Here is a 14796-nt window from a genome sequence, read left to right as displayed (position 1 = left end):
CCTTTCGAAGCTAAGCGGGCGTCCAGCTCCAGGCCAGCTAATGTTTCTGATGGACGATTAGAATTCCTTAATATGGATCTGCAACTGGATCAGCTTCGCGCGCTCGATGCCGTGCTCACCGAAGGCACCTTCGAGGCGGCCGCGAGGCGACTCAGCGTCACCCCCTCGGCTATCAGCCAGCGCATCAAAGCCCTGGAGGACACGGCCGGGCGGATTCTGGTGCAGCGCACCAAACCCGTGCAGCCCACCGAATCCGGCCTCACGGTGTGGCGGCTGGCCAAACAGATTCAGTTGCTCACCAGCGATACCGCGCAGGAACTCGGCGATGCGGAACAGCCCGCGGCCAAACCGGTGAATATCCCCATCGCCGTCAATGCCGATTCGCTGCAGAGCTGGGTCATGCCCGCGCTCGGCAAGGCCGCGCGGGGCGTCAACTTCGAAATCCATCGCGAGGACGAGGAGCACACCACCCGGCTGCTGCGCGACGGCACCGTGATGGCCGCCATCACCTCGACCGCCGCACCGGTGCAGGGCTGCATTGTGCGGCGGCTCGGCGCGATGCGATATCGCCCGCTGGCCACTCCGGATTTCGTGCGCACCTGGTTTCCGGACGGCCCGACCGCGAAAGCCTTCGCGCAGGCCCCGGTAATCCTGTTCGACCGCAAGGACGATCTGCAATTCCGATTGATGCGGCGGTACACGCGCAAGCCCGTCGACCCGCCCCGGCACTACATCCCCTCCTCGGCCGGATTCGCCGACGCGCTGCGCCTGGGCCTGGGCTGGGGCATGATGCCGGACCTGCAAACCCGCCCGGATGATCGGCTGATCCCGCTGGATGGCACGGTATACATCGATGTCCCGCTGTACTGGCAGCAGTGGCGCCTGGACTCCCCCGCACTGGGTATGGTCGCCGCTACCATTGCCGAAGCCGCTGCCGCGGTACTGCTTTGAAGACGTTGTGCGCCGAATGGACTCGGCTGTCATAGTCGGAAGAGATTTGCATTGTAGAGAAAGGCATTACGTGTCCCAAGTTGTGCGCGGCGTGATCGCACGCTCGAAGAATGCTCCCGTGGAAGTCACCGACATCGTCATCCCCGATCCCGGTCCGGGCGAAGCGGTGGTCCAGGTGCAGGCGTGCGGGGTGTGCCACACCGATCTGCACTATCGGGAGGGCGGCATCAATGACGAATTCCCATTCCTGCTCGGCCATGAGGCCGCGGGCATCGTGGAATCGGTGGGCGAGGGCGTCACCGATGTGCAGCCGGGCGATTTCGTCATCCTGAACTGGCGGGCCGTATGCGGTAATTGTCGTGCGTGTCGCAAGGGCAAGCCGTGGTACTGCTTCTCGACTCATAATGCGGCGCAGCCGATGACGCTGACCGACGGCACCCCGCTGACCCCCGCGCTGGGTATCGGCGCGTTCGCGGAGAAGACCCTGGTCCACGCCGGGCAGTGCACCAAGGTCGATCCGACCGCCTCGCCGGTGGCCGCGGGCCTGCTGGGCTGCGGCGTGATGGCCGGGCTGGGCGCTGCCATCAATACCGGCAATGTCAGCCGCGGTGACAGCGTGGCCGTAATCGGTTGCGGCGGTGTGGGTAACGCCGCCATCGCGGGCGCGAAATTGGCGGGCGCGACCACCGTCATCGCCGTCGATATCGATGAGCGCAAATTGGAGTGGGCCAAGGGTTTCGGCGCCACCCACACCGTGAACGCGTCCAAAGAGGATGCGGTGGAACGGGTTCAGGAACTCACCGACAGTTTCGGCGCGGATGTGGTGATCGACGCGGTCGGCCGTCCGGAAACCTGGAAGCAGGCGTTCTACGCGCGCGATCTGGCCGGCACCGTGGTGCTGGTCGGCGTGCCGACCCCGGATATGAAGCTGGAGATGCCGCTCATCGACTTCTTCTCCCGCGGTGGGTCTTTGAAGTCCTCCTGGTACGGCGACTGCCTGCCCTCGCGTGATTTCCCGTATCTGATCGAACTGTACAAGCAGGGCCGTTTCGATCTGGATGCCTTTGTCACCGAGACGATTTCGCTCACCGATATCGAGGCCGCCTTCACCAAGATGCACGACGGTGAAGTGCTGCGCTCGGTGGTGGTGTTCTGATGGCGCATATCGACCATGCCACCACCTCGGGCACCTTCAGCCTGGACGGTGAGACGTTCGACGTCGAGAACAATGTCTGGGTCGTCGGCGATGATCTGGAATGCGTGATCATCGATGCGCCGCACAGTGTTCCGGCCATTCTGGATGTGGTGGGCACCCGCAAGGTGCGCGCCATTCTGGCCACGCACGCGCATGACGATCACATTCGGGTCGCCCCGGAATTGGCCGCGGCCACCGGCGCGCCGGTGCTGCTGCATCCGGCGGATCTGGTGCTGTGGCGGCTCACCCATCCCGATGTCGAGCCCGATGGCGAACTCGCCGATGAGCAGGTCATCGCGGTCGGCGGCACCGAATTGCACGTGCTGCACACCCCGGGGCACGCCCCGGGCGCGGTCTGCTTCCATTCGCCCGATCTGGGCGCGGTGTTCACCGGTGACACGCTGTTCCACGGCGGTCCGGGCGCGACCGGGCGCTCGTACTCCGATTACGGCACCATCGTGGCCTCGATCGCGGACCGGCTGCTGAATCTGCCGCCGGAGACGCTGGTGCACACCGGGCACGGTGAATCCACCACGATCGGGGCCGAGGCGCCGCAGCTCGAGGAGTGGCGTCAGCGCGTCGGCTGATCAAGATCAGGGCAAACTTTCAGTACGAAACGGGCACGATCGGGACCGGACGCGCCGGAACCGGTCGTGCTTCACATTCTTTACAGGCGAAACCGCCCTTAACACCCATCACGCGGTCGGATAATTCCGGCCATGCGTAGATTAGCTGCAGTAATAGCCACCGCCTCTATCCCGCTGTTCATGATCAGCTGTTCGTCGGGACCCGGGTCGGTGAGCAAGAGCGATGTGGAGACCAAGATGGGCGGTCTCTTTCACGACAAGTCCCACGAGGACGCCAAATCGGTTGTGTGCGACGGGGATCTGAAGGCCGAGGTGGACGCGACCCAGAGTTGCACGATCACCTCCGCGGACAGTCAGACCTGGAAGACCACGGCCAAGGTCACCAAGGTCGACGGCGATACCGCCAACTACGACATCGAGATCCTCGACAAATTCGTCAGCCCGGACGATATCGCCACCAATGTCGCCAAGCTCTACTCCGATCAGGTCGGGGCAGCGCCCAAATCCAGCACCTGCAACGGCCTGCTGCGCGGCGCCACCGGAGCGAACGTGCGCTGCGTGGTCACCGAGGCCGACGGCACCCGCTGGGGCGTCACCGTGACCACCACCAATGTCGAGGGCGATACGGTCAACTACAACATGGTCCGGGACGATCAGCCGATGGCCTCGTAGCCGATCAGCGACAGCTGTACAGGGTCGCCTCGGCCAATTCGTCTATCACATCGGCCAATTCGCCCCGGGCGCGATAAGCGTCCAACTGTCTGCGGGCGCCATTGCCGCGGGACAGCAGTCCGGTCAGCGCATCGGTGACGAAGCCCAGGTCACCGAGCTCGATCAGGGCGGGTTCGATGAGATCGATGAGTTTGGCCAGTAGATCCTGAACCGGGAGGGTGCGACCGTCCGACGGGTCAACCGCCGGACCGTCCATACCCCCGTGCGCGGCACGCCAATACGCCGCTCGCAGTGTGGGTTCCGCGACCACGGCCGCACCGTTACCACGCTGCGCGGTGATGACCGCGGCGCGCACCAGGGTGGCGATGAGCGCGGATTCCTCCACGGTGGCGGGGACATCGCTGACCCGCACCTCCACCGTCGGGAACGTCACCGACGGGCGCACATCCCAGTACACCATCTTGCGATCCAGGATCACCCCGAGCGCGAGCATATCCTCGACCGCGGTGTCGAATTCGCCCACCGAGCCGAAGTGCGGCGGCGGTCCGGCACTGGGCCAGCGCCGCCACAGGATGTTTCGCCAACTGGCATAACCGGTTTCGCCACCGCGATAGATGGCGGAGTTGGCCGTCAGCGCCAAAAACAAAGGGAGCCAAGGGCGCAGGAAGTTGCTGACCCGCAGCGCGACCTCACGGTCCGGCACCGCGACGTGTACGTGGCAGCCGCACATGCCCTGCTCCTGCGCCAGCCTGCCGAAGTTCTCGGCGATACGGTGATAGCGCGGGGTGCTGGTGATGCGGAGCGGTTCATCGGGGATGGTGGGCGGTACGGCGACGGCGAGCAGGATCGCGTCGTTCTTCTCCGCGCAGATCGCGGCGCCGCGCCGCAGTTCACGCAATTCCTGGAGGAGTTCGGACGACTTCGAGTGCACGCGGGTGCTGGTTTCCACCTGGCACCGCATGATCTCCAATTGCACTTCGATACCGGAATCGGCCGCGGTCCGGGCGACGTCGGCATTTCTGCCGACCGGCGCACCGGTGCGCGGATCCACGAGGAGAAACTCCTCTTCGACACCGACAGTCGGCAGGGTGTCCACCTACCCTGTGTACCTCGAGAATCCGGCCCTGACACCTGCCAGAATGGTCTTTTTGTCCGGATGTCCGCGTGAATGTGTCGGTGACCGGGAGCACAATGCGGATATGGCATATGACGAGATACTTGCCGACCGCATTCGGGACGCGCTCGGTCCCACCCTGCCCGATGCGGTCGAGAAGAAGATGTTCGGCGGGCTCGCATTCCTGATCGGCGGCAATATGGCGATCGCGGCGAGCGGTAAGGGCGGGCTGCTGGTGCGGGTGTCGCCGGACAACTACACCGATCTGCTGATCCCCGGCGTGGTGGAGACCATGGTCATGGGCGGGCGCGAGACGCGCGGCTGGTTGCGGGTATCCGCGGCGGCGGCGGAGGACGATGACGCGCTCGCCGAATGGGTGGATCGCGGCGTCTCCTACGCCGGCTCGCTACCGGTGAAGACCGGCAAATAGTGTGCGGTGCGGCACACGCCGGAAACGGTGTGCCGGGCCTCACTGAATTCGCCGGTGGCGCAACGGTTTTCCACGCGTGACGTCACCGCCCCGTTACACCGGGGCACAGTGCGGAAATCTCCGCACCGCACGCTGGTGAATATGAGGCAATCCGAAGTGCATGCGCTGGCCTGCGAAGTGTGCGGTCGCCTGCCCCATCCCCGTCGCACCCGGCTCACACTCGCCAAGCTGGCCGCGGTCTTCCCCGTCGAATTGGCGCTGCACGCGCTCGTGCTGCACCTCGAGATCCCCTACCTCGCGGCGGTCGCCATATTGACCGTCACCACCACCATTCTCGTCATCTGGGTGGTGGAACCCGGAGCCATGCGATACCTCGCCCGCTGGCTGCACGGCCCCGAGCTCAGCCATCGCCAGCGACTCGACAGCGCCGAGCGGCTGTGGCGCATTCGCGTGCGTTTGGACAACAAGCCCGGCCGCCTGGAATTGCTCGCCAAACAACTCGCCTACCGGCACGCCAATATCCTCACCGTGCACGTCCACCACCTCGAGGACGGCGTCCTGGACGAACTGGTCGTCTCCACCCCCACCGATGTCGGCCCGCCCCGCCTGACCACCGCGATCAACCGTGCGGGCGGCACCGCCGTCGGCATCTGGCCCGCCTCGGCCCTGACCCTGGTGGACGGCCAGACCCGCGCCCTCGGCCTGGCGGCCCGCGTCGCCACCGACCCGGAGGAATTACCGCTGGTGATCGCGGAATTGCTGGGCGCGCAATATGTTTCGACGGTAGATCCGGAATTCGCCCCGCACGGAACAATTCTCGAGATCGCGCCGATGACCTTCGTCCGCCCCGAGGACCCCTTCACCCCGGCCGAAATCGCCCGCGCCCACCGCCTGGCCGACCTGGCCCGCCTCGCCATCCGCCAGGGCTGAAACACCGAGCTGCGCACGCAATTACCTCCGCACGCTCCGCAAGGGTTTTGCGGCCGCGGATTCTCGGTCTCACTATTCGAGATTCGGCGGGTGCATCCGGGCAATCCGGACCGTCTGGTTTCACATCGTGGCACACTGCCCCTGGCGCATCGACAATGGGCGCGAGGGGTGAACGGAATGATGGTTCGACGCGCTGGGGGCGCGGACGGTGGCGCGAATCCGCCCGCGCGCCGGGCGGTTCGCAATGCGAAGCTGGCGGCGCTGCCGATCGCGTTCGCGGGACGACGCGCGGCGGGGGTGGGCAAACGGGCGCTGGGGCGTCCGGCGAGCGAAGTCAACGCCGAGATTCAGCGGCGCACGGCGCAGCATTTCTTCGAAGTGCTCGGTGAACTCAAGGGGGTGGCCGCCAAACTGGGTCAGGTGCTCGCGCTGTACGAGTTCGGGCTCTCGCCGGAGCTGGCGGAACCGTACCGAATCGCGTTGAGCCGCCTACAGGATTCGATGCCGCCCATGCTGCCGCGGACCGTGCACTCGGTGCTGGCGCAATCGCTCGGGCCGCAGTGGCGGGACAGTTTCCAGTCCTTCGAGGACCGGCGCGCGGCCTCGGCCACCATCGGTCAGGTGCATCGCGCGGTATGGCACGACGGGCGGACCGTCGCGGTCAAGGTCATGTATCCCGGTGCGCGCGAAGCGATTCGCAGTGATGTCGAGCAATTGCGGCGCATGACCGGTCTGGCCTCGATCATCGTGCCCAATGCCGATATCCGGGCGCTGACCGAACAACTCGCCGAATGCGTCACCGCCGAACTGGATTTCGCGGCCGAGGCGGAACAGCAGGAGGTTTTCGCCGCCGCCTTCGCGAACGATCCCGAATTCCGAGTGCCGCGCGTACTGGCACAGCACGGCGATGTGCTGATCAGCGAATGGCTGGATGGCATCCCCCTCACCCGCCTGATAAGCGCGGGCGCGCAATCGGAACGGGATCGAGTCGGCATGCTCGCCCTGCGTTTCGTGCTGTCCGCGCCCGAGCGTTCGGGACTGCTGTATTGCGATCCGCATCCGGGCAATTTCCGGGTGCTCCCGGACGGCCGTCTCGGCGTAGTCGATTTCGGCGCGTGCGTACCGTGGCCGCCACCGGAGTTCCCGATCCTGGTGCACGATATCGGCGACGCGCTGTTCAACGGCGGCCCGGCGGAACTCGAGGCCGCGATCCGGCGACACGGTTTCGCCGCCCCGGGTACCGCGGTCGATATGCGGGCACTCACCGAACAACTGCTCCCCTATACGGATCTGCTGCGGCACGACAGCTTTCGCGCGGACAGCGCCTGGTTGCGCCGCCGCGTCCGGGCGGGCATGAGCCCGCGCCTGAGCAATGTCAATCGCCAGCTCACCATGCCCGCCTTCTACACCCCCTTCGCACGCTCCATCCTCACCCTGCTGGGCCTGGTCTGCCAGCTCGGCACCACCGGCCCGCTGCGGGACGAAATGCTGCGCTGGTCACCGGAATTGGCGCAGGTGGTGGCGCGTCATCGCACCCGGACCGAGGGGTCGGCGGATCTGACCGCGGCCCGCATGCGCCGCGCGGCCGCCGCGGATCGGGATGCCGACGCGGGGTAATCGGGACAGCGGCCCACCGCACCCTTGATCACTGTCCCAGACAGCTCTAGTCTGGAGTGATACGCCCCGCTTTCGGAAGGCTGACATCGTGGTCACAGCATCGAACGGAAAGCCGACGCCGAACGATTCGGCACCGGACCATCAGGTCGTCGTGATCGGCGCGGGCCCGGGCGGCATCGCCGCCGGAGTCAAGCTGAAGCAGGCCGGAATCGATGACTTCGTCATGCTCGAGCGGGCCGATGAGGTCGGCGGCAGCTGGAACGAGAACCACTATCCGGGGCTGGAAGTCGATATCCCGTCGATCGCCTATCAGTACTCCTTCGCGCGAAACCCCAACTGGAGCAGGCTTTTCGCCCCCGGCGCGGAGGTCAAGCGGTACCACATGGAGGTCGCCCGCAGGTTCGGGCTCTACCCGCACCTGCGGTTCGGCGTCAATGTGGTGAGCGAGGAGTGGGACGAGCAGCACCACCGCTGGAAGCTGCATATCGATGGCGGCGAGGTGATTACCGCCCGCTTCGTGGTGAGTGCGGTGGGCGCGTTCATCACCCCGAAGGCCGATCCGGGCATTCCGGGATTGACCGAGTACCGGGGCAAACTGCAACGGCCCTCGGACTGGGATGAGGACTACGACCTCACCGGTAAGCGGGTCGCGATCATCGGCACCGGGGCGAGTTCGGTGCAGATCACGCCGTCGATCGCCGGACAGGTGGGCAGTCTGGCGGTGTTCCAGCGCACGCCGGTGTGGTGTGTTCCCAAGCCGAATCCCAAGATTCCACGGGCGGTGCAACTCGCGCTGCGTACGCCCGGAGTGCAGGCCGCCACCCATGGCGCGGTGCTGGTGGCGGTCGATGTGCTGTTGCGCGCCATGTCGAACGCGCCCATGTCGGTGGTGCGGCCGACCATGCGCACCGTCGACGCCACCGCCATCGCGGGATATCGCGGACTGCTGCGAATCATGGTGCGCGATCCGCAGACTCGCGCCGGACTGACCCCGGATTACGGCCCCATCGCCAAGCGGCCCACCGCCAATACCGGCTATCTGCTCAGTTTCAATCGCGACAATGTGGAGCTGGTGACCACCTCCATCGAACGTTTCACCGAACACGGCATTCGCACCTCCGATGGCGTCGAGCGCGAATTCGACATGATCGTGCTGGCCACCGGATATCACGTGTTCTCCGATCCGGAGACCTACACCCCGGGCATGGTGGTCGGGCGCGACGGTATGGATCTGGGCAAGTTCTACTCCGAGCACGGATTACAGGCCTATGCCAGCGTCTCACTGCCGAGCCTGCCGAATCGGTGGACGCTGGTCGGCCCGTATTCGTGGTCCGGCAGCGGCTGGCACGCCTTCGTGGAAATGACGGCCGATCATGCGGTGCGGGCGATTTCGGAGGCGCGGCGGCGCGGCGCGACCTTCGTCGCCATCCGGCAGCACGTGCACGACGCCTATCACCGGGATATCTACCGGCACGGCGAGGCCATGCGCTTCTACCTCGCCGAACTGAACGCCCATGTGCCGACCTACTATCGCAATTCGCAGGGCGACAGCACCTATATCCGGCCGACCGGATTCTTCGCGGCGCGACGGGGTCATCGGCGATTCCCGTTCTCGGACTATGAATTCGACGTGCGGCAGCCGCAACCGGCCACCACGGTTGCGAAGCCGAAACGCCCGCGGCGTAGCAAGACCGAAAACCCGGCCTGACCGGAACGCTCACCGAGGAAGTTGAGCCACCATGATCGAACTGCCGAAGTCGGTCCGAATCGCTGTGGGCGCGGCCAGTTACGGCATCAGCGATCGGCGACTGGAGCCCGCCGTCACCGGCAGGGTCATCCTGGTGACGGGCGCGTCCTCCGGGGTCGGCCGCGCCACCGCCGTACGTTTGGCCGCCAATGGCGCGATCGTGCTCGCGGTGGCACGCCGAGCACATCTGCTCGAGGAGTTACGAGCGGAGGTATCCGGTTGTCCCGGAGCGGTTTACCCGTATCCGGCCGATCTCGGCGATACCGATGCCTGTGCGGCGCTGATCGACCGGGTGCTGGCCGATCACGGCCGAGTCGATGTCCTGGTCAACAACGCCGGGAAATCGATTCGACGCTGGTTGTCCGACTCGCTGGACCGCTGGGACAATTTCGACGATACCGCCAAGATCAACTACCTCGGGCCGGTCCGGTTGGTGTTGAGTCTGCTGCCCTCCATGCGGGCGCGGCACGCGGGCCACATCGTCAATGTCAGCACCGCCGGGGTGCACACTCCCGCCGTCGGCTGGACCGCGTACATCGCCACCAAGGCGGCCTTCCATGCCTGGATGCGCGGTGCCGCACCGGAATTGCGCGCGGACGGCATCACCAGCACGGCGGTGCACCTGCAACTGGTGCGCTCGGACATGCTCGGCCCGTTCCGGATGTACCGGTACACCCCGAGCATGTCGCCCGAGGAGGCGGCGAGCATGGTGTGCCGCGCGATCGTGGACCGCCCCTTGGCGATTCGGCCCTGGTGGGAGCGCGCAGGCACCCCGATGCTGTACGCCCTGGACAGTTCGCCGACCGCGCAGCGGGCCATGGCGCTCTACGCCAAGGCGGGGAACTGGAACAACCGCCCGACGGATTGGGCCGGGCCGATCGGACGGGTGGAGCAGGCGGTCAACCTGCTCGACGACGCGGTCACGATCGCGGGCTGGGCTCCGGCCGCCGGCGCATTGAATCTCATTCCACCGCAGCGCATTCCGCAGCTGATGCTGTCGTTGCGCGAGGGCGTGGGTCTCGCGACGGTACTCGCGAGCTTCGCGGCGCGGTTCCCCGACCGGCCCGCGATCATCGATGACACCGAATCGGTGACCGCCGCCGAGCTGCATCGGCGGGTGCGGCGGCTGGCATCGGCACTGCGTGGTCGCTGGGATATGCGGCGCGGCAGTCGAATCGGCGTGCTGTGCCGCAATCACGGCGGATTCGCGGTGGCGGCCTTCGCGGCCGCACGGGTATCGGCCGATCTGGTCCCGCTCAACTACGGTTTCGCCGGGCCGCAGATCGGCGAGGTGCTGGCGCGCGAACGCGTGGATCTGCTGCTCTACGATGCCGAATTCCACAGCGAGATAGCGAAATCCGGATACCAGGGGCACCGGGTGGTGGTTCGCGGCGCGGCTCCGGGATTGCCTACGGTCGAGGAGCTCATCGCCGAAGGCGGACCACCCATTCGAGAACCCGCCTACGGGGGTGCGGTGGTACTGCTCACCGGCGGTACCACGGGCGTCCCCAAAGGCGCCCCGCGACAGGCGGGGATTCGCGAGGTGCTGCCGATGCTGGCGGGGCTGAATCCGCGCATGGCGCTGGCCCTGTCGGATTTGGCGGAGGTGAAACCGATTCCGCGACTGGGCAATCCGATTGTCATCGCTCCGCCGCTGCATCACGCCTACGGTTTCGGGGCGCTACTGCTGGCCTTCCTGACCGGCTCCACCGTCATCGTGCACGATCGTTTCGACCCGGAGCGGACGCTCGCCGATATCGAACGGCACAGCGTCCACATCGCCTGCCTGGTGCCCACCATGCTGAAGCGAATCATGGATCTACCGCCCGATATTCGGCGCAACTACACCACCGCGAGTCTGCACATGGTGACCTGCGGGGCCGCTCCCCTGCCGCCCTGGCTGGCGCTGGCTTTCATGGACGAATTCGGTGACGTGCTCTTCAACGGTTACGGATCCACCGAATCGGGTGCGGGTGCGTTGGCCACACCCGCGGATCTGCGGGCCGCACCGGGCACGGTCGGGAAACCCCCGACCGGACTGGTGGATATTCGCATCGTCGACGATCGCGATCGAGAACTCCCCGCCGGGGTCACCGGCCGGATCATCAATCGCAATCCGGCCATGTTCCGCGGCTACAGCGATGGCCGCGGCCGCGACATGGTCGGAAAGTACATGGACACCGGCGATCTCGGACATTTCGACGCACAGGGTCGGCTGTTCATCGACGGCCGCTCGGACGACATGATCGTGTCCGGTGGTGAGAACGTCTTCCCGCAGGAGGTCGAGACCGCGCTGCTCGCGCATCCGGCGATCGCGGACGCGGGGGCCGTCGGCGCACCGGATGCGGAGTACGGGCAGCGGCTGATCGCGGCCGTCGTGCTCAAAGACGGCGCGGACGCCACGGCCGATGACCTGAAACTGCATGTCAAGACCACGCTCGCCACCTTCAAGGTGCCACGGGAGATCGTTTTCGTGGCCGAACTACCGCGCACCACCGCGGGCAAACTCCGGCGGCAGCAGCTGCCGGAGGTCATCGCGCAGCAGCACACGAGGAATCGGTCATGAACTCCAGCAATGGTTCTCCCGTCACCCCGGCCCACGAGGTCGTCATCATCGGCGCGGGGCTGGGCGGTATCGGCGCGGGCGTGGCATTGCGCCGGGCCGGTATCGAGGATTTCGTCATCGTCGACAAGTGGCCGAAGGTGGGCGGCACCTGGCTGGCCAATACCTATCCCGGTGTGGCCGTGGATGTTCCGTCACCGGTCTACAACTTCAGTTTTCAGCAGCGCTCCCGGTGGTCGCGATTCTTCGCGCCGGGCAAGGAGTTACAGCGCTACGCCGAGGAAGTGGTCGACAAGCAGGGGCTGCGGGACAAGCTGCTGCTGGGATCCGGGGCGAGCAAGGGCGTTTTCGACGAGGCCAACGAGCTGTGGCGGGTGACCCTGGACAATGGCTCGGTGCTCACCGCGCGCTTCGTCATCGGCGCGGTCGGCGGACTGGAACAGCCGCACAATCCCGAGATCCCCGGCTTGGCGGACTACACCGGCAAGATCATGCACAGTTCGCGCTGGGATCACGACTACGACTATCGCGGTAAGCGGGTCGCGGTGATCGGCACCGGGGCCAGCGCACTCCAGCTGATTCCCGAACTGGCCAAGGATGTTTCGCGGCTGACCGTCTATCAGCGCCGGGCCATCTGGATCGCCCCGAAGCCGGACTTCGCCATGGGGCCGGTACTCAATTCCGTGCTCAACTTCCCGCCGCTCCAGCAGACGGTGCGCTTCGTCGGCAATGTCGGCGTGAACGCCGGTCTCGGCGCGGGTTTGGCGGTGTCGAACTATCCGAAGGTCACCTCGGTCGGCTTGACCGTCGGTGAAACCGCCCTCAAGAGTTACCTTTTCGCGCAGGTGCGGGATCCGGAGCTGCGCCGCAAGCTCACCCCCGACTACCGGCTCGGTTGTAAACGGCCTTCGGTGTCCAACAGCTACTTCCGCACCTTCACCAAACCGCATGTGGATCTGGTGACCGATGCCATCGAACGATTCACCCCCACCGGCATCGTCAGCGCCGACGGTGTGGAACGCGATGTCGACATGGTGGTGCTGGCGACCGGATTCAAGGTGATGGAGAAGGGCTACACACCGCCCTACCCCATCTACGGGCGCGACGGCCTCGAACTCGGTGAGTTCTGGGATGCCCATAGATTCCAGGCGTACCAGGGTGTTTCGGTGCCGAAGTTCCCGAACGCCTTCCTCATCGTGGGTCCGTACGCCTACGCGCCCGGGTCATACATTCCGCTCATCGAAGCCACCTCGGCGCACGCCGCCCGGGTGATCGGCGAGGCCCGCCGCCGCCGGGCCACCTGTGTGGAGGTGCGGCAGGAACCGCATGACCGCTACTTCGCCCGAATGGACCGGCGCGCCAAGCGCACCCACCTGTTCTCCCAGGGGTGTGTCACCTCGAATACCTACTACATCAACTATCAGGGTGACGGCGCGGCGTTCCGGCCGTCCACCCAGCTCGAAATGTATTGGGAGAACCGGCACTTCCCACTGGAGGACTACCGGTTCACCACCCGGCCACCCGTGCTCGCCCGGGTGCGGGGCGGCCGCACCCGGGCCGGATCAGCACAGTGATCCGCGGTGACGCTCAGGAAGCGGCTTCCTGAGCGTCACCGAATCCGGGTACCCAGCGTTCGGCCAGCTCCAGGAACGGCCCTTCGGCGTCGAGTTGGGCGCAGATTCCGACCACACCGCCCAGCACCCGGCCGAACATGGCGTATTCGGGTTGGTCGGCGGGCGCTTTCATGGCGCGGGCGTTGGTCAGCGAGATATTCGCCGGGTCGAGGGCGCGCGCCACTTCCTCCTGGAGCATGGTGCGGGTGATATGCACTGTGCCACCGTTGATCTGGGCCACCAGTGGGGCGATGCGCCGCTCCAGCGGGGCCATCTCCACGGTCGCGCCGGGCTTGATGAAACCCTCTTCGCGCAGCACCGCCTCCATGGCGGTGTAGTCACCGTCGAGGGCGGTGCGGGCCAAACGGCCTACGGCACGCGGGATTCCGCGCGGGGTTTGCGCGCAGGCCCCGAAATCGATGACACCGAGGCTGTTGTCCGGGCGCAATTGGAAATTGCCCGGATGCGGATCACTGTGCAACAGACCCACGCGCGACGGCGAGCACAGCGCGAACTCGGCGAGCAGCATTCCGGCCCGATCGCGTTCGGCGCGTTCGCCATTGGCGATGATGCGGGCCAGCGGCACCCCGGTCATCCACTCCGACACCAGCACCTTGGGTGCGGCGGCCACCACGCGCGGTATGAAGAATTGCGGGTCACCGGTGAATGCCTTGGCGAAGCGGCGCTGGTAGGCGGCTTCGATCCGATAGTCGAGTTCATCCTCGGTACGGGCCAGGAATTCCTCGATGAGCTGGCGGGCATTGGTGCCGGCGAGCAGGGTGTTGAACGCGCCCGAAACCATGTGCAGCAGCTTCAGATCCGCGCGCAGCGATTCCTCGGCCTCGGGATACTGCACCTTCACCGCGACCTCGCGGCCGTCATGCCATACCGCCCGATGCACCTGCCCGATGCTGGCGGCGGCGATCGGCTCATCCTCGAACCGCGCGAAGCGTCTGCGCCAGCCCGTGCCCAATTGCATATCGAGCATGCGATGCGTATCGGCCACCGGCATGGGCGGCGCTTCCTGCTGTAGGCGCGTCAGCGCCTCCCGGAAATGATCCGCGAACCGCGGCGGCACACCCGCCTCGGCCACGCTCAGCGCCTGCCCGAGCTTCATCGCGCCGCCCTTGAGCTCCCCGAGCACCGCGAACACCTGATCGGCCGCATTGTCGAGCATCTCATCGGTCACACCGCCGCGTTCGGCCCCCGCGAACAGATTCCGCCCGGTGGCCGCCACCTGCTGCGCCATCAGCGTCGCGGGAATGCTCGCGACCTTCGCCATGCGGGTGATGCCTTTACGCCTGAGTCCGGCCACGTTGCCGATCCTTTCGTGCGGAGTTACCCGTCTCAGACAGTGTAGGCCGGATTCCGGAACCA

12 protein-coding genes are annotated in these 14796 nt (G+C 66.2%); 10 read left to right on the top strand and 2 right to left on the bottom strand.

Annotated elements, in window-relative coordinates:
* The first annotated feature begins 72 nt into the window (after window positions 1–72).
* The 4 genes from ACFVUS_RS01440 to ACFVUS_RS01425 all read left to right on the top strand — a co-directional run bounded on the left by ACFVUS_RS01440 (window position 73) and on the right by ACFVUS_RS01425 (window position 3405).
* Window positions 73–951 (top strand): LysR family transcriptional regulator ArgP, encoded by an 879-nt coding sequence (locus tag ACFVUS_RS01440; RefSeq protein WP_387761157.1) that lies wholly within the window; start codon window positions 73–75, stop codon window positions 949–951.
* A gap of 70 nt (window positions 952–1021) precedes the next feature.
* A complete protein-coding gene (locus ACFVUS_RS01435; RefSeq protein ID WP_387761156.1) occupies window positions 1022–2107 on the top strand; it encodes an S-(hydroxymethyl)mycothiol dehydrogenase in 1086 nt (361 codons plus the stop codon).
* Window positions 2107–2733, top strand: coding sequence for an MBL fold metallo-hydrolase (locus ACFVUS_RS01430; protein ID WP_387761155.1), 627 nt, complete (start codon window positions 2107–2109; stop codon window positions 2731–2733). The genes ACFVUS_RS01435 and ACFVUS_RS01430 overlap by 1 nt, the downstream gene beginning before the upstream one ends.
* 132 nt (window positions 2734–2865) lie before the next feature.
* Complete coding sequence (locus tag ACFVUS_RS01425; RefSeq protein ID WP_387761154.1) at window positions 2866–3405, top strand: DUF4333 domain-containing protein; 540 nt, start codon at window positions 2866–2868, stop codon at window positions 3403–3405.
* A gap of 4 nt (window positions 3406–3409) precedes the next feature.
* Here ACFVUS_RS01425 and ACFVUS_RS01420 read toward each other — a convergent pair whose 3' ends face one another.
* On the bottom strand, window positions 3410–4501 hold the full coding sequence (locus ACFVUS_RS01420; RefSeq protein ID WP_387761153.1) for a glutamate--cysteine ligase: 1092 nt from the start codon (window positions 4499–4501) through the stop codon (window positions 3410–3412).
* Between the two features lie 103 nt (window positions 4502–4604).
* On the opposite strand from ACFVUS_RS01420, the gene ACFVUS_RS01415 reads away from it, so the two are divergent.
* The 6 genes from ACFVUS_RS01415 to ACFVUS_RS01390 all read left to right on the top strand — a co-directional run bounded on the left by ACFVUS_RS01415 (window position 4605) and on the right by ACFVUS_RS01390 (window position 13380).
* Window positions 4605–4949: a TfoX/Sxy family protein gene (locus tag ACFVUS_RS01415; protein ID WP_387761152.1), complete on the top strand. Its 345-nt coding sequence runs from the start codon at window positions 4605–4607 to the stop codon at window positions 4947–4949.
* A 141-nt stretch (window positions 4950–5090) separates the two neighbouring features.
* A complete protein-coding gene (locus tag ACFVUS_RS01410; RefSeq protein WP_387761151.1) occupies window positions 5091–5879 on the top strand; it encodes an amino acid-binding protein in 789 nt (262 codons plus the stop codon).
* Window positions 5880–6056: 177 nt separating this feature from the next.
* Complete coding sequence (locus tag ACFVUS_RS01405) at window positions 6057–7496, top strand: ABC1 kinase family protein (protein WP_387761150.1); 1440 nt, start codon at window positions 6057–6059, stop codon at window positions 7494–7496.
* 88 nt (window positions 7497–7584) lie between these two features.
* Window positions 7585–9204 carry a flavin-containing monooxygenase gene (locus ACFVUS_RS01400; RefSeq protein ID WP_387761149.1) on the top strand — a complete coding sequence of 540 codons (1620 nt, stop codon included), beginning with the start codon at window positions 7585–7587 and terminating at the stop codon, window positions 9202–9204.
* Between the two features lie 31 nt (window positions 9205–9235).
* Window positions 9236–11809, top strand: coding sequence for an SDR family NAD(P)-dependent oxidoreductase (locus tag ACFVUS_RS01395; protein WP_387761148.1), 2574 nt, complete (start codon window positions 9236–9238; stop codon window positions 11807–11809).
* Entirely contained in the window at window positions 11806–13380 is a 1575-nt protein-coding gene (locus ACFVUS_RS01390; protein ID WP_387761147.1) for a flavin-containing monooxygenase, read from the top strand. Before ACFVUS_RS01395 ends, ACFVUS_RS01390 begins: the two co-directional genes overlap by 4 nt.
* A 13-nt stretch (window positions 13381–13393) precedes the next feature.
* Here the strand turns inward: ACFVUS_RS01390 and ACFVUS_RS01385 are convergent, their stop codons facing one another.
* Window positions 13394–14734, bottom strand: a complete 1341-nt coding sequence (locus tag ACFVUS_RS01385) for an ABC1 kinase family protein (RefSeq protein WP_387761146.1) — start codon at window positions 14732–14734, stop codon at window positions 13394–13396.
* Window positions 14735–14796 lie beyond the last annotated feature (62 nt).

This window comes from Nocardia sp. NPDC058058, assembly GCF_042885355.1.
In the GTDB taxonomy this organism is placed as follows: domain Bacteria; phylum Actinomycetota; class Actinomycetes; order Mycobacteriales; family Mycobacteriaceae; genus Nocardia.
This window is presented reverse-complemented; position numbering and strand designations above follow the sequence as displayed.